11 protein-coding genes are annotated in these 19,007 nt (G+C 46.3%); 8 read left to right on the forward strand and 3 right to left on the reverse strand.

The window, feature by feature from the left end; genetic code table 11:
• The first annotated feature begins 853 nt into the window (after positions 1–853).
• Both KN1_RS05855 and KN1_RS05860 read left to right on the forward strand, forming a co-directional pair.
• Positions 854–1,747: an ABC transporter ATP-binding protein gene (locus KN1_RS05855; protein WP_221289967.1), complete on the forward strand. Its 894-nt coding sequence runs from the start codon at positions 854–856 to the stop codon at positions 1,745–1,747.
• Between the two features lie 51 nt (positions 1,748–1,798).
• Positions 1,799–3,118 carry an ABC transporter permease subunit gene (locus KN1_RS05860; protein WP_221289968.1) on the forward strand — a complete coding sequence of 440 codons (1,320 nt, stop codon included), beginning with the start codon at positions 1,799–1,801 and terminating at the stop codon, positions 3,116–3,118.
• Positions 3,119–3,575: 457 nt separating this feature from the next.
• On the opposite strand, the gene KN1_RS05865 is transcribed toward KN1_RS05860, so the two are convergent.
• Positions 3,576–4,874 carry a spermine/spermidine synthase domain-containing protein gene (locus KN1_RS05865; RefSeq protein ID WP_221289969.1) on the reverse strand — a complete coding sequence of 433 codons (1,299 nt, stop codon included), beginning with the start codon at positions 4,872–4,874 and terminating at the stop codon, positions 3,576–3,578.
• Positions 4,875–5,532: 658 nt separating this feature from the next.
• On the opposite strand from KN1_RS05865, the gene KN1_RS05870 reads away from it, so the two are divergent.
• From KN1_RS05870 to KN1_RS05890, 5 genes are all read left to right on the forward strand, one after another.
• Positions 5,533–7,347 carry a hypothetical protein gene (locus tag KN1_RS05870; protein ID WP_221289971.1) on the forward strand — a complete coding sequence of 605 codons (1,815 nt, stop codon included), beginning with the start codon at positions 5,533–5,535 and terminating at the stop codon, positions 7,345–7,347.
• Between the two features lie 1,019 nt (positions 7,348–8,366).
• Positions 8,367–10,034 carry a thiamine pyrophosphate-dependent enzyme gene (locus tag KN1_RS05875; RefSeq protein WP_221289972.1) on the forward strand — a complete coding sequence of 556 codons (1,668 nt, stop codon included), beginning with the start codon at positions 8,367–8,369 and terminating at the stop codon, positions 10,032–10,034.
• Positions 10,031–11,032, forward strand: coding sequence for an NAD(P)/FAD-dependent oxidoreductase (locus tag KN1_RS05880; protein ID WP_221289974.1), 1,002 nt, complete (start codon positions 10,031–10,033; stop codon positions 11,030–11,032). The genes KN1_RS05875 and KN1_RS05880 overlap by 4 nt, the downstream gene beginning before the upstream one ends.
• Before the next feature lie 332 nt (positions 11,033–11,364).
• Positions 11,365–11,961 (forward strand): hypothetical protein, encoded by a 597-nt coding sequence (locus KN1_RS05885; RefSeq protein ID WP_221289976.1) that lies wholly within the window; start codon positions 11,365–11,367, stop codon positions 11,959–11,961.
• Positions 11,954–12,295, forward strand: a complete 342-nt coding sequence (locus KN1_RS05890; RefSeq protein ID WP_221289978.1) for an ArsR/SmtB family transcription factor — start codon at positions 11,954–11,956, stop codon at positions 12,293–12,295. Before KN1_RS05885 ends, KN1_RS05890 begins: the two co-directional genes overlap by 8 nt.
• Positions 12,296–12,548: 253 nt before the next feature.
• Here KN1_RS05890 and KN1_RS05895 read toward each other — a convergent pair whose 3' ends face one another.
• Positions 12,549–13,940 (reverse strand): MFS transporter, encoded by a 1,392-nt coding sequence (locus tag KN1_RS05895; RefSeq protein WP_221289979.1) that lies wholly within the window; start codon positions 13,938–13,940, stop codon positions 12,549–12,551.
• Positions 13,941–14,466: 526 nt separating this feature from the next.
• Here KN1_RS05895 and KN1_RS14705 point away from each other — a divergent pair.
• A complete protein-coding gene (locus tag KN1_RS14705; RefSeq protein WP_225905799.1) occupies positions 14,467–15,477 on the forward strand; it encodes a hypothetical protein in 1,011 nt (336 codons plus the stop codon).
• 244 nt (positions 15,478–15,721) lie between these two features.
• On the opposite strand, the gene KN1_RS05905 is transcribed toward KN1_RS14705, so the two are convergent.
• Positions 15,722–18,850, reverse strand: coding sequence for an N-6 DNA methylase (locus KN1_RS05905; RefSeq protein WP_221289981.1), 3,129 nt, complete (start codon positions 18,848–18,850; stop codon positions 15,722–15,724).
• Positions 18,851–19,007 lie beyond the last annotated feature (157 nt).

The following is a 19,007-nucleotide window of genomic DNA, read 5'->3' on the forward strand; positions in this document are numbered from 1 at the left end:
TCGCCTTATTGAAGTGGTATTTTAACTGTTAATTATACATGGTACTAATTTGGCAGAGGATCTCACAATTCGCAAAAGACACATGAAAGACCCTAACCAGTCCGATGAGAGCAAATGTTGCATAAAAAATTCTAGAACAAAACTATCTGAATTAATAATTTCAGTCTTAAGCAATTCTATCAATAGAGGCTGGTTAACCAATAGCCCCTTTGTAGAAATATAGATTAGGTCTTTTCCATTAGAAGCGATAAGTGTAGACTGATATTTACTCTTTGTATTGCTAATAACGAAACTGTAATTATATCCCATTATGTTACCTCCCATATTACCAACGGTAGGGTATTTTACTGCGTTAGACCGGTTATAAACATATAAAAACGTAAAAACTTGGGCGGAATTCCCGTTAACATTATCGTCTATAAATTTACTGATGATCTTTCTTCATAAGCAGTATAAATATTGAGTATATTTACATTTTGCCAAAAATTTTTGGAAGTGTAAATAGCTCTATAACTACACTATGGGAGTGGACACAGTGTGGTCACTGAGCTATAAAGACCGTTCACTGAACTTAAGGCGTCTTGAGTCCTTATCACACACCGTTACTACAGGACAGGGTCCCTCTCGTGTGCAATTTATAGTTTAATAACGACGCTATGACCCCTCTGGAGCACACTATAATTTAGACCCGTTAGAGGCATTACTACTGTTATCCGGTTAACTTGGAAGGGGTGTAAGACGGGTGTTCGGAAAGCTGACCGAGGCTAAAGGGATTGATCGGACCGGTAGGTAAACCGAGGGTATTAGAAGAGCTTCGGAAAAAACTTAAAAACCCTAAAAAACATAGCCCCATATGATAAGCATAGAAAATGTCACGAAAAGATTTGGTAAAAGACAAGTCCTCCAAGACGTCTCTTTTGACGTCAAGGACGGCGAGATAGTGGGCTTTGTGGGCTTAAACGGTGCGGGGAAGACCACGACAATAAGGATAGCCGCGGGCACGATACAGCCCAACTCAGGGGACGTATTAATAAACGGTCACAGCGTCACAAAGGAAAAGAGGGTCGCCTCAAAGTACTTGGGCTGGGTGCCCGAACTGCCCATCTTTGAACAGGACGTGAAGGCACTGGACTACTTCGTTTATATTGCTGGCTATTACGGTATACCGGGCGGAGAGGCGAGGGAAATGGGTAAGAGGCTCTTTGAAGAAGTAGGACTGTCGGGCAGGGAAAAGGACAAGCTCAGGAACTACTCGCAGGGCATGAAGAAGAGGTTCGCCCTCGCTGTGTCCCTCATTTCAAACCCGAATAACTTCTTATTTGACGAAGTGCTTAACGGCCTGGACCCCCAAGGTATACAGTTCTTCAGGGAAGTCGCACTGAAGATGAAAAAGGAGAAAAAGGCGATCCTCTTCTCCTCCCACATACTGTCTGAGGTAGAGGCGATCGCAGACAAGGTAGTGTTCATCCACAAAGGTAGGGTCGTTAAAATAGCGACAATGGACGAGATAAGGAACAGTATATCGACCCGTAACTTAAGGGTAGTCCTCGGTAAAGTGACGAAAGAGGCCATCTCGGAAGCCGAGAAGTTCGGTACTGTAGAGGTAAACGGTAACACGCTCGTGATCAGGGACTGTAAGGCTGACCTACAGGCTGTATCTATGGCACTCAGTAACTTCCAAGTCCTCGAAATAGGGTGGGTGACCGGGGGCTTGGAGGACTACTTCTTTAAACTCACTTCAGGGTGACCTGAGACGGTTTCAGTAATACTCTACGACTTTAAGAGGAGTTTTATAAGGTTGAGCGTACTCCTCACGCTCATACTGTTCACCGCGGGAGGGGTCGCCTTTAGCTTCTTCACACTCCAGTTCTTAGGGGTCTCGAGCGGGTCTTACATTGACCTCAACTTTATGGGCTATTATTACGTCGTCAACGGCTCAGCCACGATCACCGGTGTAGTGTTCAACAACCAAGGGCAACCTATCCCGGGCGCTACGGTCACTGTCTCTAACGGGGGCCAGACGGTCGCCTCTACGACCTCAGGTAGTAACGGAGCAGTGTTGGTCCACATAACCCGTCCTTCAGTGCGTCTTACCGGTAAGGTAGAGTACGGCGGGGTCTCTAGGGAGTTCCACCTCAGACTACCGCCCTCATTTAACACGGGGTTTTCATCTATCGATAGTATCAGCAACCTCTACTACTTTTTTAGCCTATCGAGCCTGGGGGCTTTAGCCCAATTCGGAGACCACTTGGTGATAGTCCCCATGGAGAACGCGACAGTGCACTTAGAGTACTACTCGGCTTCGGGGCTCCTCGCCAACCGCACTGTCGAGGTCACGGCCTTAAAGCCCGAGGTGCTCACACTACCCGTCCCGCATAACACAAAATACGTGACGTGCTCCGTCACTTTGCCGGACGGGAAGCCGGGTATGGCATATAACATCACAGTTTACCCCTACACGCTGTTAGGGGACTACGTAGTGCGCGAGTACCCTACTGCGTTGGGCCTCTTCTCGTCGTTCTTCCCGTTTGTAGTAGCATATTTGGGCTATTCAATGTTTTCTACCCCGAGGAATAACGGCTCCCTTGAGTTCCTCCTAGCGAGGCCTATAACGAAAAGGGAACTGTACTTCAACCGCTACTTGTCTAACTTACTCACTGTAGTTATAGCCTCCTTGTTAGTCAACTTGGCGGCACTACTGGTGTTTACGTCTTTCATTGGCCTACCTCCCCTTTATACGGTCATGACACTGGAGGTGGTGAGCTTGTCAGCGTATATGGCGGCTTTCCTCAGTTTGACATACATGGGAGGAGGGATATCTAGGTATAAACAGCTAAGTATAGCTATCCCTATAGCGATGTATTTCGTGTCCGTGTCGATAGGGGCAGTGACCGCTTTTAACCCTTCCCTGTTTTGGCTGATTTACTTGACACCTTCAGCATTAGGGGAATACATATCCAGTTACTTATTGACTAGTGTGCCGGTCTTCAGTTTAGGCCAAGGCGTCCCTATCAGTATACCGACTGTAAGTTTACCGTTAAGTATAGCCTCGTCGGTGTTGTGGGTAGTGGTACCTCTGCTCATAGGGTATTTGGCTTTCAAGAAGGAGGACATTTAACAGAACAAGGTGAGGTGGAGTCCCTCCCGTGAGGGGTAACCCCACTTTATAAGATATTTTCTTTTGTGACCTAGGGCATAAGGTCGTCATGTAGTTAGGTGAGTAATAAAGCTTGTAGAGGGAAAACCCCCAAATCCAAGGTAGTGGCCAGAAAAGTTAAAGGACGAGTACTACGCTAAACTATCACCCCCGTGCCCATGTCATATTAGCGTTTGTTGAAAAACCGTGGTAACTGAGTATTAGAATAAACATTTACGTAAGGACTTATGCTTAACTCATGTTAAATACTCTATAGCCCTTCACTTTTAGTGGTGAGACATGCAATTTACGCATCTAATTAATAAAAACGTGTAGGCAAAAGGTTTTACGTAAAACACTGTAGGTATATGTCACGTATTTACAAATTAATATGGTTTCGGTTAAAAAATATTGGCGTAAGGCCTTTTCGGACATCACGTTAATCGAATACCTCCCTTATAGCACCGAATACCTTACCGGTGTCGTCTAATATCTCTAACTCACCGCAGTTCACATCAATGTATTCAGCCTTATACACATATTTGTTCTCTATGACAGCCATCCCGAAGATAGAGAGGAAAAAGGTAAGTAGTGTTAATAACCCTAAGTTCATGTCGTTTAGTAATATCCCCAGCAACACTGGGCTGAACAGCCCCAATGGGAGTAGCGGCACGGCCATAGCTACCTTCAACTTGTCCATCACATTCACGTCCGTCGTATAGACCCGCTCAGGTACTGCGCTCTTCACGTCACCGCTTCCCTTTTCTACCACTATGACCCTCTTATTCATGACCCCCACTATTTGTGGCCCTAACACAATACCCTTTACTAAGTCCTCGTCCTCGTCGAGTCCTACCCCTGCAAAGTACCTAAGCCTCAAGGGGTACTCTTCAGTGATCACGTCAGCACTGTCAATAAAGGGCTTGCCTTCGGTAGCTTGGTAGAGGAAGTAACGGTTGACGAACTTCAGCCCCTCCGGTAACGATGTAGGGAAAAGCCGGTTTAAGGAGGCTAACACTAAGGCGCGGTCTGACCCCGTATAGGGTAGCCTGACGTGGTAGGCTGAAGTGTAAGGGAACACCTTTGAGACCGTAACGTAAACCCTCCGGGCCTCCTCGGAACCGTGTTCTCCCGCCACCGTGACGAACGCTTTATTTACCCTGCTCCTCACAAGCTCGTAAAATGAGAGTGTAAAGAGGTGGAGTGCGTTGAAGTCGTAACTGGGGTCTATGACGTCTACGATTATGACGTCAAACGTCCGGTTTTGCTTCATGAGGAATTCCCTCCCGTCACCTACTACCTTTCGTACCCTCCTGTCGTGTAGTGACCGGTCGTTAAGGGAAAGCTCCTTACCTATACGTATTACGCACTTGTCTGTGTCCACCAAGTAAACTAACTTGACGCTGTCCCACTTCAGGACTTCTCTGAGTGCCAGCCCGTCCCCTCCGCCTATTATGAGTACTGTTTTGGGCTCTCTAGCGATTGACATGGCGGGGTGTACCAGCGCTTCATGGTAGACATACTCGTCTCGCTCCGTAAACTTCGTAAAGCCGTCAATTATTAAGGCGAGCCCGCGGTCGGTACTTTCCAGTCCTACACGTGCATGGGTGCAGGGGGTCCTTTTATGCCACCCCACTTTGGGTCTTGAGTTATCGTCACAGCCGTCCCTTTTATCTCCCGTCGTATTGACTTCACTACCGCCTTTTTCCCCACGGTCGTCTTTTCCTGAGTCGTCCATTATTGTCTCCTTTGTGATATAATCTGCATAAAATGTTAAAAATTTTTAGCGAGTAAAGGTGGTCGGTTACGTCTACGTTGCGATTTATATTTGTCTAAACAAAGTGAGGTTATCACATTAAATTTACACTAAGTAATATTAATACGTAGTACGTGTAAAGACGTAAAGTGACGTGTTAATAACTAGGTTAATGCAGAATAGCCTTTGTATATTGTATATAACGTGTAAATGGGCCGTGAAAACCCAATACCCGCTTTTCTCATTTTTTATAAACCGCACGTTATAAAATTGGCTTTTTTGACCAGGGCTTTGAGGTCTAAAGCACTTAACATGGGGCCTTCCCAGATGTAAAGGTAAATGTGCAGGATAACACCTAGCTATCAAAGGTTTTTACCAAACGTTAACGGGTATAGCAGTGCCTCCGCTCAGGTGGAAAGTTTCTCGTCTTTAGACGTGATATGTCCTCATTATAGCCTTAGCCTTAACTCAATGTCACTTTCTAACTCGAATTTACACGTATAATACCAATAAACGGTATTTTTACACCCTAAACATATTTACCTCTCAGACGTGTTGCATCACCACACTCGGTTAGTGCTTAGGGCCCCTATCCCGTTATTTGGACAAGATTTTTAAACTACGTCAATAACATCTTTTTATGAAAAAATACACACCTATTGCTCTGCTGCTCTTCTCCCTATTTTTCCTGAGTATAATAGTAACTACTGCACAATCAACTCCTCAGGTCAAACAGGTAGCGTCAACGACAATCGACACACCTAGGTTGAATATAAATAGCGTGACTTATTACGACCATGGAGTAGTAGTAGCGATGAGTTACATTAACTTTTCCTTCTCCCTAGGGAATTTCAATACCAAGCCTTCATCTACACTGTACATCTACTTCTTCAACAGCACCACTAGCACTATCTTATATAAGTCAACACTGACGAGTATATCACAAGTTTACGCACTTGTTGAAAACGGGGACCTCTACGTGATAGTTGATACCGTGTCATTTCCATCTTATGCCATGCAACCGTTGGCAGTTACCCCATCGTACGAGGCTTACGTATACGTGTTCAGCGGTCTGAGGTTGGTGAACACGTACACAGTCAACGGCTTACTGGTAAGTGCTAATGAAGACGGACACGCCCCACCTATGAACTTGTCAGCACTGGAAATTGAGAGAGTGAGTTTTTCAGCACCTACATCGTCAATGCCTACGGCACTTGGCCTTTCTTATAATTTCACGATCATGCTTAACAACACGAACATCACTCTGGTGGACGCAATACCGGTGATCCAGCTACAGCTACCACAAGGTGACCTAATAGGGGTAGAAAACATTTCTAATATATCCATGTCTCCATCTGCCGTACCTTTCAATTTCACCTTGTATAGCAACGACGGTAAAATAGTCTGGAGTAAAGTTTACCCCTTGCTTAATTACTTAGAATTAGGCTTTATACCCGGTGCATTTGTTGGCATGTCTAATGGCCTCAGTTCTTTGACGCTATATTTACAAGGGTCTGCCTCAGTAGTGGGTGACCAGCTTTTCGTAGTCAATACTACACCGTTACCGTTAACTTCGCTTTCACAACAGCCCGCACAGAGCCTTACGGTCAACGCGACATTGTTGGGGATAGACTTGTCTAACGGTGAAGTAACTACTACCATACACTTGTCAAATGTCTCGCCCGAAATACTGGTACAGAACATAGGGGGCCAGTTATACGTTACTATAATGGGTAGTAAGGAAGTAACGGTAGAGAGATATAACGGTAGTAGTCTGACACCGGTAGCTAAAATACCGTTAACCGTACAAGTAAAGCAGATAACCATACCCGGCCCGGTAAATATCACAAGGAACCTAACGAAAGTAGAGACTGACTTCTTCTACACTTACGGGAAATACTTCTTAGTGGCTAACCCTACTGTAAAGGGAATTAATGTGACAGACATATACGCTGGGGGGGTTACGACTTATACCCTGAGCGGTAACCTTACCGACTTCGATGTCACGCCTGAAAACTACGCCTTATTAGTAAATGACAGTAACAGTTACGCCTTAGTGTTCCTAAACGATAACGGCACGGTCAGGGGTAATGTGAGTATAGGGCAAATAGGCGTGTCTTCGGTGTTTAGCCTCATAACGTCGCCTAACGTGTACGTGGTAGAGGAAGACCCCTACACGTATTATGTAGTTAAAGCCCACTCAAACTTCAGTGTTTCTAGCACGACGAGTACTAACATAGTACAGCCCACACAAGGTGAGACTCAGGTACAAGTCTATGAAGTAAACTTCCCCAAGCCGGCAGTACCTACAACTACTACCGCTCCGAGCAAAACGTCTACTCCAACGGTACCTCCTACCACCTCGGGTATCCCCACTACTATGTTGGCCGTAGTAGCGGTCGTTATAGTGGTAGTAATAGCTGTAGGAGTTTTCGTTTTAAGGAAGAGGAAGTAACTCCTTTACGCCAAACCGCTTTTTTTTAAACTTAAAAGGTATCAGTCTCTATGAAAATAGTCGCTCTTTAAGGTCGTTTCCTCCTTTTAAAATAACCGTCAGAAAGGGGTGACATTAAATACCGTACTCATTACTGGGTAAGGCCCCCCACTACTCTACATGGCTACATTTTTTATCATGACTCGATTGGGGAAACCTTTAAGCGATTCGGGTCTCAGATATGATTAACGTTCATTGAAGGTTGTGTATAAGTATTCACGTAAATGTTTAGGGTAATACCCAGCTGTCACGATTTTTCCAATGAATACTATCCTTGTTATTATAGCTGCGCTCCACTTTATTTTACTCAAAACCTGGAGCCTCGATCGTAAATAATGTAAAATTATGCGTCTAGTTTATAGAAGCTTGTGAGAGAGGGCATATGGTGTCGTCACCGGGCTACAAAGTCTCTTTATATTACTTGAGCAACAGTTATTCTACCTTTCCTTGGTAATACCAAACTACCGGTATTGCTGATAAAATTTTTAGATCCACATCGGTTTTATTAAAAAATGTGAAGTACTAAAAGGAGCTGGATACTGCAAAGGGCGAGTTCAGCATTGGGGAGCTCACTAACCTGAAGAGCGTGTAGGAGCTTCTCTAGTTTGTTGAAAATTGTTTATAAGATGCACGGGCTCTGATAAAAATTTTTAAGTCACGATAAAGCGGAATAGACTGCTAACTTGGGACACGTTAAGTCCTTATCTCTCACCGTAGCGTCGGGGTAGAGGCCCCTATCACGTTTACTTTATAGCTTAGTAACGGTACTGTGTCCGCCCTCAAACGTGTATACGCAACGGTTTTGGGTAAAAGGCTCTACGACATTGACGTCAGTCCTTGGGGCGTTTAAGTACTTTTCTCGTAGAGGAGCCTGCATATGTATACCCTTTTTCTTTATAGAACTATTAAAAAATAGGTGCTTATACTACCTAAGTGTTATTATAAATTGCGAATATTACTTTCAAACTACCAAGTATTATATGCCATCAGTAGCTGAAGTAATAGTAAAAGTATTAGAAGATGAAGGGATAGAAAGGGTATACGGGATACCGGGGGACTCAATAGACCCGTTAGTAGACGCAATAAGGAAGTCTAAGAGCGTAAAGTACGTCCAGAGCAGACATGAGGAAGGGTCGGCTTTTGAAGCGTCAGTCGAGGCCAAGCTCTCTCACAAGCCATCAGCGTGTATGGGTACATCGGGCCCAGGGTCGATACACCTACTGAACGGCTTATACGACGCCAAGATGGACCACGCACCGGTCATCGCTTTTACCGGCCAAGTGGAAAGCGATATGTTAGGGAGGGACTACTTTCAGGAGGTCGACCTAGTTAGGCTCTTCGACGACGTCGCAGTCTTTAACAAAGTCCTGGTGAACCCTGAAAGTGCTGAGTATTTAGTAAGGAGGGCTATCAGGGAAGCGAGGGCTAAGCGGGGAGTAGCCCACATTAACTTACCCGTGGACGTCCTGAGAAAAGACGCTAAATATGAGGGTAGGAAAGAGACTTTCACTCCCCCAATAGACTATTTACCTGATTTCTCTAAAGCTATAGAGTTAATAAACCAGAGTAAGAAGCCAGTCATAATGATAGGTGGAGGAGCTAGGGGGGTAGCTAAGGAGCTCAACGACTTCGCAGAGAAGATAGGCGCACCGGTGATATACGCACTAAACGGTAAGGGCGTCTTACCCGACGAAGACCCAAAGGTCATGGGCGGGCTGGGACTATTAGGCAGTAAGCCCTCAGTAAAGGCTATAGACGACGCAGACTTGTTAATCCTTTTAGGCACTTCTTTCCCTTACGTCAGTTTTCTACCTAAAGACACAAAAGTGATCCAGGTGGATACCGACCCTTCAAATATAGGTAAAAGAGTCCAAGTGGACGTGGCCTTCCCGGTACCGATCAAGGACTTCCTAAAGATAAGGTCTAAAGTTAATGAGAAGGCTGAAAAGTACTACGATAAGATGAGGGGTAGTAAGGAAGACTGGTTAAAAGAATTATCAGAGCAGGAGAACGATTTGTCTAAGCCCATGAGGCCCCAAAGGGTAGCATATTTAGTGTCCCAAAAGTGCGACGACGACGCTACTATAGTCACCGATGTGGGCAACGTCACCATGTGGACTGCGAGGCATTTCAGGGCTAGCGGTAGGCAAGCGTTCGTGTTTTCGTCATGGCTAGGTTCAATGGGTATCGGGGTACCGGGCGGGATAGGTGCCTATTTCGCTAGAGGTAAACAGACTATAGTGTTCGCAGGCGACGGGGGCTTTACCATGACAATGATGGAGTTAATAACCGCAAAGAAGTACGGTGTACCCATCAAAGTGGTCGTGTATAACAACTCAAAACTGGGTATGATAAAGTTCGAGCAGGAAGTGATGGGGTACCCTGAATGGGGTGTGGACCTCTATAACCCGGACTTCGTGAAAATAGCTGAAGCCGTAGGGTTTAAAGGGTACAGGATGGAAGACCCTAGAGACGAAAGCGTGATAGAAGAGTTCCTTAGTACAGAAGGTGGGGCAGTCCTCGATGCAGTGGTCAACCCCGATGAGAGACCGATGCCACCGAAGCTTACGTTCAAACAGGCTGAAGGGTACGTGATATCGATCTTCAGGGAGAAATGGCAGGAAATAACAGAGGGCGATAATAAATGATCGTCGTGCTGGGCGGGGGGTTTGCGGGCTTATCAGCCTTGTCTCAGTTCCCGTCAGCTGTAGTCCTCGATAGGAAAGAGTATTTTACTTTAACACCTTGGATAATTGACTATGCCTGCGGTAGTGTGGGTGAGGACTACGTGATAAGGAGGTATAACGCGGTGAAAATTAACTGGGTAAAACCCGACTTTAAGGACAAGGTAATACTGACGGATAAAGGGAAATTTAACTACGACAAGCTCCTGATCTGCTTGGGCCATAGGCAGAACTTACCTAGGGTTAAAGGGGCTAAAGACTACGCGTTAAAGATAGAGACCTTTGAAGACGCTAAGAAGATCAGAGAAGAAGTCACGAAAGTCAAGGACGTGGTGGTCATCGGTGGGGGAGCTACGGGTGTAGAGCTGGCGGGTAACCTAAAGCTCAACAGGGGCGTAAATGTGACCTTAGTCCAGAGGAGGAATAGGCTATTACCTACTATGACCACTTCCTCGTCAGAAAAGGCTAAGAAGGTACTCGAGGAGGTAGGTGTTAACGTGATGCTCGAGACTGAAGCACAAGAGGTGAAGGCTAGGTCAGTGGTGACTAACCGTGGTGAAGTGCCCTCAGAACTCACAATTTTTGCTGGAGGTCTTAAAGGTCCCGAAATTATAGACGAGTTCGGCCATTCTAATAAAAACCACAGGATGATAGTGGACAAGGAGTTGAGGTCTATTGACCATAAGGACGTGTACGGGGCAGGTGACTGTGCCACTTTTGAAGACGGCGAGGTCCCCATGTCCGCTGACGTTGCGATCAATATGGGCAAGACGGCGATGAAGAACGCCTTGGGTGACAGCGTCAAGTTTGAACCGAAGAGGATAGCGACAATACTGAGGATAGGTAGCGAATACTTCGGGGACTTGGGAGACAGTTATGTAGAAGGTGATCTAGCTAAGCTGCTTAAGGGTCTGGCCTATGTCCACAGCAGGACTTTAATCGCCCCGACGATCCTGGTATAAGAGAGCCGGAGCCCCGACACCGTTTTACCCAAAACCTCGTATCGGCGTGTTTTTACCGGTTTAGGCGTGTCGTGTGTTATTACATATCACAATTAAAGGCTTAGGGCTCAAAAACTTAGCGTGAAACGAAACGTGAGTGTGCGTAAGCATTTGCGGTAATCCTAACTGTCACGGTTTTTTCCGTAGACACTGACGTTTTATGCTATATACCACGCTACTCTGGTACAAGGGGTTAAGGGTTAATATGAAGTATTATGAAGCCCTATGAAGTCTGGACCCCTTCTTCCTGACTGAGGAAAAAAATATTAGAAGTCTCCCCATTATTATTAGTAATGGAAGCTAATGAGGTAGTCAGACGAGCTGAGGAAGGGCTTACGAGGTTGTACTCCCTGAAAATGAGGAAATATTTAGGGGCTATATACTTGGCGGTGGGGGTATATTTCCCGATAGTGATCATTTTGTCACTATCCGACCTCAGTTTTTTGGACACCGGGTTAACTACAAACACACTGTTCCTCTCCATAGTGCTGTTCTGCGTCTATGCGGAACTGAAACTCAGTAAGGCGTCGGTACTATTACGTAGGCTACACAGTATAACGTCTGGTGACGTGCCTAAATACCCGTTCTACTTGACGGTCGGGGGTTACCCTGTTGACCTCATGGTGCTGTCCATTGTGATAATAACGGTCGCCGTGATAGAGGTCGCCGTAGACTCCATTATCGTCTTTATACTACCGACGGTGTTCTTGGAGTATTACCTCTACCGTGTATTCGTGTATAATAGGGTGCGAATGGGCCCTGAAGACAGGTTAGCCGTCATTTCCGTACTGAGCATACCTTTCATACCCTTTTTCGACTTGGCAGCCATATACTTTAGTGCGAATTGGATAGTCGCGGGGGTAATTTCGCTGGTGAGGGCATATGAGTGAGGGGGAAATAACGAAAGAGTTAAGCGAAATACTAAAGTTAGCGTACTCGAGTTCTACCTTCTCCTCACCAGTCAGGTTGACTATACTCTTGGCGTTGATGGGGTTTAAAGAAGTTAACTTTACAGAGCTACAGAAGGCATTGGATATAAAAAAGTCGACGCTCTCGGTGAACCTAAAAACGTTAGAAGCTGAAGGCCTGATAGAAATAAAATACAAATTAGACAAGCACAGGCCTAAACAAATGATAATGATAACCGATAAGGGCAGGGAAATAGTAGAAAAATACTTGTCTGCCTTAGAAAAATATAAGAAGTCGTTGGGTAAGGAACATTAACTGCGTATTGAAACCCCTTGTCATACACTGTGAGGTACTAAAGGGAAAGCTTATTGCCAGAAAGTTTATTCTCACATGGCCAAGGGACGTATCCGCTAAGTTACTGTTGTTCTTCCCAGACTGACCTAGTATAACTTTACTTTCTTAATATAAAACCTACTTATTTGGACAAATAGGGCTCACACAAGGGCCGTGAAGGCCCAAAAAAGCTTGGTCACTTTCTCAGTTCAGATAAAAGTAGTATTAGGAAAAATTACTCTGGGTTTTCTACTCCGAAGAACATGAACTCTTCCGAAGATTCTTCTAACGGCTTTTGTTTCGTCTCCTTGACCAGCAACAGTGTAGCGATGACCGCAATGACGCCCATCATACCCCCTACACCCACTGCCACACCGAGGCCGAAATTAGTGAAAAGGAACGGGAATATGGCGGAGTTAACTAACGCACCGCTTCTGTCTATGGCCACTACTATAGCAGACCCTATACCCCTGATCTTCGTGGGGATTAGCTCTACGTTAAATACACCGGCCGCACTAACGTTAGCGGGGCCCACGTTGTGCCAGAAGTGGTACATTAAGATCAGCAGGAAACCCAAGGAGTCCAAAAGCGAGGTGGGGAAGTTACCTATCTTGAAGAAGTAGGCAAAGAGTATCAGGGACCCGGCCATACCTAAGAAACCAACGGACTCTAAAGGCTTCCTCCCCCACCTGTCTATCAGCAGTAACGCCACTATCCCGCCCGGTATGGAGGCAACTAAGGTGATCAGGAGGCTGAATATCGCACCGTTAGTAAAGCCTAATGCCCTACCTATCAAGTCTACTTCGAATACCCCACCGGGGTTCACCATGTGGTCCAGGAACCAGAGAAGACCTGCAATAAATATCGCGAAACTGTACTTCTTCAGGTACTTCATTACCGGGAAGTTGTCCTTTGCGTTGACGTTAACGTTCTCTTCCTTCCCCGTTACCGTCTTTACAACTTGCGAATACTCCTTTGTGTCCCCCTTAATCCTCAATAAGTACCTCGGTGACTCGGGCACTTTCCTCCTCAGGTACACTACTGACAAGGGTATTATTGAGCCTAACGCTAACACCAACCTCCATTGCAATGACCCGGTAATACCAACCGCGTCTAAGCCTAAGAAAGTCAGGGCACTGGCTATTGAACCTAAAGGCCCCGTAACTCCTACAGCAAACGCCAGCAGTTTCCCCCTGTCTTTAGCGTTAGAGAACTCGCCTAGGACTATAGGTGACAGGACGAAGTCCCCGCCTATCCCTACGCCGAAGATCATCTGGGTGAGGATCAGCCAGTAAACGTTGGGGGCAAACGCACCTAACAGTGAGCCTATCCCCAATAGGAGGCATTCATACCCGTATACTGACTTCCTACCCTTGAAGTTAGCTGTTATGCCGAAAAACAGTGCACCAGCTACCGCTGTCCAGAGGGACGCTGTACCTAAGAGGTCGAATAGTAGTGACCCTACCGGGATGTGGAACTGCTTTGACAGTGTATGCAGTGCTATGGACACGAAGGTAGTGTTGTAGCTTATTGTAAACATTCCCAGAGTAGTTATCAGCAAGCTCCTTGCATGGTATATGTTAAATTTAGAATAGTCTAGGGGTTTGAACAAGTCCCTTAAGTCCATGTTTACCCGCTTACATAATGCGAGATTCTTTTTAAAAATATAACGTATATAGTCTATTTAATGAACAATAAAAATAATAGACATATAGAGGATATATAGTACAAGCCGTGAGCGCCCCGGCTTTTTCCTTAGGGATCAAACCCGCATTGGGAGCAGCGGAGAGAGGGAGGACATAGGCGGAGACTTTGTATAGTGTTCGTGGAAAACCGTTAAGTCGTCAAGTATACCTCATACGCTTAAGCCCACACATTTGTCAACCCACATATTTATTAATAAGGGCTAAAGGGGTCTGACACACCGACCTCCGTGGGAACTGTGGCCCTGATCGGGTTCTTTTTTATCCGCTCCCCCTCCACCCCAGCCGTTGGGCTACCGTTAGAAAGGGTAATTTAAATGTTGATCTCCGCCTTAAAAAGGGTGAGAACCTCGACCTTATGTAAAATGTGGTTTACGGGGTTAAACGTGGAGGGCAGGCTCACTGTCCATATAGTCAACTTTTTTCTTGTTTGCTACGATATATACTCTTATGTCAGTGATAGGGCAGGTGGTAAGTCTAGCGTCAGGCCTAAGCTCGTTAGTCTCTACGGTAGCATTAGTGTGGACTATATATTATTACAGAAAACAGACTGAGTTATTAAAGACGCAGATTGATGAAATGAAACGACAGTCCTCAGTCCAAGAGTGTCTACAGCTGAGGGACTCGACGATAAGGCTACACGAGGTCTTAACTCCGTTGATGGTCGATGAGGTAAACGAAATAGACAACTTCAGGGAAGAGATAAATAAGTTATGTTCCTCACCTATATCCTGCATGACTTACGTCCACAACTTGTTCTCTAAACCCGAGGAGTTCAGTGACTTCAGGGAGAAGGTACAAAGGCTGTTAAGGGACTTAAAGAGCCTGAGGGTGAACGAGGAGCGGTTTAGGAACTACGAGGCGTTCCTTGAAGATATAATTAAGGCTTTGTGTGACCTCCCTTACTCCCCAAACACCGGTAGTGACTGTGAAGTTTTAGAAGAGACGGACAAGATAAGGAAAGAGTATACTGAAATAATAAAGTTGGTAGACGTACTGTTGGCGGAGGACGTAAAGGGGAACTTGATGATGGAAGACGGGCTGGTCAAGGAGGTCGAGTCGCTCGGGGTAGAAGGCCTGATCGATGTAATGGATAAGGTATCGTTCATCATCGACGGTGACTGTGGCGGGAGGAGCTGTAAAGACGTGTTCCCCTTTAAGGCGTTAATAGGGGGCGAAGTAAACCCCCTAAGGGAAATGGTAGAAGACCCTAAAGGGTTCTGCAGTAAATACGGGCTTAAGTTAGTATGTGAGGAGTACGGCGACATACTGGACAAGGTAAAGGGCATAGTAGCTGAAGAGGACAAGTCCAAGGTATTTTACTCCCTCCTCTACCTTAACTGGATAACTTCTAGGTTTAAGACCCTTATAAATACCCTCCAGTTACCCTCCGAGATCGATATAAGGGTTAGGATGAAGGCTGAACTGGAAAGGATCACCTGCATAACCGGTAAGGCTTAAGGGGTTTTTGGGAAATCGCGATGTGTTGAAAGCCGTGGGGGGGGGGGAAGGGTATTACACTAAACGCTTAAGTCCTATTTACACCCCGTTTTATATTAAGTGCCTTAGAGTTGGGGGCCCACAAACGAGGGTAACACCAGCCATAACTTGAAGTATAACCGTCTGCCCGTGGCTACAGACTAGCCCTCCTTCTCTTGTCGACGGCGTTGTAGGCTAGCCCGTTAATTACACCGCGCCAATTATTTCAACCCCTCCTGCTTTCAATAACGTTCCTGGACAACACTTCCCTGACATTACCTGAAACCTTGGTGTCGAGCTCCTTGACGATTTCCGTGAACTCCTTTAACAGCCTCAGGTCTTCCAAGACTTTCTCCACCTTAAGGCCTAAAGCCTCGTTTACGACCTCGTCCCGCCCCATGTCTACGACCTCGTATACGGGTAAGTTAGGGTTAAGCTTCATCTTTACTAACACTTTCTCCCTGAAGTTCGACGAAATTGACTTTGAGAGCTCCGAGACCTTCTTCTGCCACTCTTCTCCTCTCCACTCCAGCCCCAGTTCTAACACCGCCTTTATAGGCCTCCCGAACTGGTCCCTGTTAAACCCGCCTAACTCCAACTCCTTTACCTTATGTACCATGTAGTTCAGCACTGCCGAATAATAGTACACGACGTCACTGTCCTTACTCTCCAGGACAACTACGTGGTGGTCGATAAACACCCCGTCGGATTTTTTACACATGTCCTCGAGTACCTCCTGCGTTATGACGGCAGAGACGAAAGTCCTCTGGTTCCTGTACAGTAGTAGGTTAGCCTTTTCCTCACAGCTTATAGTTGGCTTCTTAGGTATTTTCAGTACACGGAGGGTATCGTTAAGCCCCTCCCACCCTTTATATAGCTCTTCTAGGGTCTCCCTCCTAGTTATGAGCTTAAAGGCCCTTATGATAGCAAAGGGGTAGATCACTTTCAACGGGATATACCAAGAGGTGACCCACTCTACCTTACCGAAATAGGTCACCGAACCCTTGAACCCTAAGGGAGAGATCGCTGCCCTCCTGGTGGTCTCGTCGTACCCCCTGACCGTAACGGTCAGCGGGATAACGTCCTTCTTAGTGGAGCCGGTAGGGCCACCGGAAAAGGTAGGAGAAATCACGTCACCTTCTAACCGGATATTTTCTACCCCGTTGAGGCGTATTTCCCTGCTCTTTTCTAAGTACTCGTCCACGTTTAATACGTGGTCCTCAATAGATATGCCGTCGTCTTTCAAGTTGGGGTCTTGGTCTAAGTGTGAGTCCTTGTCTAACCTGACCGAGACGCTCTTACACCTGACGTCGAAGCCCTCCCCCTTCTTCAGGACTGCGAGGCTGGCGGGGACCCCGTGGCCGAATACGTCTCCTAGATAGACTATTTCGCCCTTAGTGTCCCACCTCTTCATTACCCTAAATGTCAGGAGTTTTCCGGCACCGTGCGACGTGGAAAACCCGCTGTAAGATTGCCCCGCAGGTAAGACTATACCTACATACCCCCCGCCCGACATTAAGGAAAGTATTACGTCCAAGAAGACCGCTGACACGTCACCCTTTGAGATTGCCGTACCCGGGATCTTAATACCGCTTAACATGCTCTTCTTCACGTAGTCCTTTACGCCTTCAGCCCACTTAGACCCCTTAGGTAGGGTGTTTATGACTATCCAAGGGGGGTTTGTGACCACCACCTCCGGCTGTATAGCGGGTAGAAAGACGTCAATAAACAGGCTGGAGGTTATCGGGATCCCCCACACGTGGTCGCCGTACTTCTCTACTAGCTCCTTCAAGTAGTTTGAGACCTTACCTGAAGTGAAGTTTGACGCTATTTCACAAGCTGTAGCCAACGGCTTATCTCCCTCTTCTACCTTTTTACAAGCCCTTAACTCGCCCTTACTCAGGTACTCGGAAATCACCATCTCAAAGAGCATCACCGCCTTTAGCGCGTCGCTCTTCTTCAATTTCCTCACCTTGTCAATAAGGGCAGTCCTCAACAGGGGGTTTGTAACCGATGACATGATCTGTTTTAATTCCTTGACTACCTCTGTATAACTCTTTACTACCGGCCCTATGAAGTCCCCCCAGAATATTAAGGGAGTACCGGGCGGTAATTTGGGCTGAGAGAACTTAAAGATACCTTCCTTCTCCCTCTGTAAGTAGATGTACGATATGATAAGCTCAGCCCTAGCTAGGGCTACTGCTAAAGGGTTTATGTCTATACCAACTATCTCGTAATAAGCTTCGTCAGGGTCTTTACCCTCCTCTTTCACTTTCTTATAAAAAGCTGAGACCAGGAACCTACCGCTACCGCAAGAGGGGTCTAAGACTATCCCGCCCCTTATGGGGGCACCCATCTCCTTAAGCTCTTTTAGGGCTAACTCCGTCAACCACCAAGGAGTATAGTATTCCCCCACTTTATACCTGAGGGACTTCTCCACAAAGTCCTCGTAGAGGTGGCTGAAGACGTCTATACTGGGCTTACTCCCCCAGTTAAATATGTAGAGGTAGGAGACTATCTCGTCGCAGACAGGTTTTACCAGTTCCTTGGTCTCCCCGTAGTTCCACCAGACCAGTTGGGGGAGTGAGGTCTCATATGGCTGGAGTAGTTCTCCCGAACAGACTTTTAAAGTGTCTGTTATGTCTTTGTTTAAAGTCTTGGACAAGACGGAGTTAACTACCATTTGGAGGAGTGTGTGTATAGCGTAGAGTTTAGTCACCTCTTCCTCTTTCAGCCCGGAGTATAACCTCAGCATTATGTCCTTATATGACAAGTAGAGGGGGTGGTCCTTATACCCCTCAAGGAGACGGGCTATAAAGTCAGTGTAGCCTAGGACGGGCGAAAAGACTTTACTTATTGAAGGCGGGTCTATTTCGACACCTAAGTCTATTTCGCTGAAGGCTTTCGTTAGGACTCCCCTTAACTCCTCCGATGACGCTATGGCTTCTTCAAGCGCGCCGGCCTCGTAAGCTTTCTCGTCCACCTTTACAAACGCTACCCTCTCCAGGTTTGCGTCCCTTATGTCCCAGTTGAGCCCGTCTGTAATTATACAGTACCTCGCAGTCTCTCTAAAGAACTGTTGGACGTATTTCCTCAGCTGGGCCAGGGCTTGTTCGAACTCGGCTTGACTGGTCTTTACTTCAACTATGACCTGCCCGTTAAAGTACCATATATCGGGCCTGTCTAAGCTGGTGTCTTTCTTGGGAGATACGTTAACCCTCCTCACCAGTTCGTATCTCTTCTGCTTTAACAGTACTTTAATTTCCGTCGACTTGTCTTCGTCTATTACCTCTTCAAGGACTTTTAACAAAGCCCTATCCACATGGATGAGTACCTCATCGTGACTATACCTCATAAGTTATAATGAGTTATTAAGACAAATAAGCACGTCATCGTATGTGAAGGTATCTCCCCGACCGAATTTATCTGCGTCTTACCGTTTGTCTCTACGCTCTCGCTCCAACCGCCTTGTGTGAACCGAGTAAAGGTATACACGGGCTGAGGGAGCGTCA

The sequence above is a fragment of the Stygiolobus caldivivus genome, assembly GCF_019704315.1.
Lineage (GTDB): Archaea > Thermoproteota > Thermoprotei_A > Sulfolobales > Sulfolobaceae > Stygiolobus > Stygiolobus caldivivus.

Excerpts from the sequence above, each read along its gene's own strand:
- KN1_RS05865 (WP_221289969.1), bottom strand. The coding sequence starts at position 4,874 with ATGGACGACTCAGGAAAAGACGACCGTGGGGAAAAAGGCGGTAGTGAA.
- KN1_RS05880 (WP_221289974.1), top strand. The coding sequence starts at position 10,031 with ATGATCGTCGTGCTGGGCGGGGGGTTTGCGGGCTTATCAGCCTTGTCT.
- KN1_RS05895 (WP_221289979.1), bottom strand. The coding sequence starts at position 13,940 with ATGGACTTAAGGGACTTGTTCAAACCCCTAGACTATTCTAAATTTAAC.
- KN1_RS05885 (WP_221289976.1), top strand. The coding sequence starts at position 11,365 with ATGGAAGCTAATGAGGTAGTCAGACGAGCTGAGGAAGGGCTTACGAGG.
- KN1_RS05890 (WP_221289978.1), top strand. The coding sequence starts at position 11,954 with ATGAGTGAGGGGGAAATAACGAAAGAGTTAAGCGAAATACTAAAGTTA.
- KN1_RS05855 (WP_221289967.1), top strand. The coding sequence starts at position 854 with ATGATAAGCATAGAAAATGTCACGAAAAGATTTGGTAAAAGACAAGTC.
- KN1_RS05870 (WP_221289971.1), top strand. The coding sequence starts at position 5,533 with ATGAAAAAATACACACCTATTGCTCTGCTGCTCTTCTCCCTATTTTTC.
- KN1_RS05875 (WP_221289972.1), top strand. The coding sequence starts at position 8,367 with ATGCCATCAGTAGCTGAAGTAATAGTAAAAGTATTAGAAGATGAAGGG.
- KN1_RS05905 (WP_221289981.1), bottom strand. The coding sequence starts at position 18,850 with ATGAGGTATAGTCACGATGAGGTACTCATCCATGTGGATAGGGCTTTG.
- KN1_RS14705 (WP_225905799.1), top strand. The coding sequence starts at position 14,467 with ATGTCAGTGATAGGGCAGGTGGTAAGTCTAGCGTCAGGCCTAAGCTCG.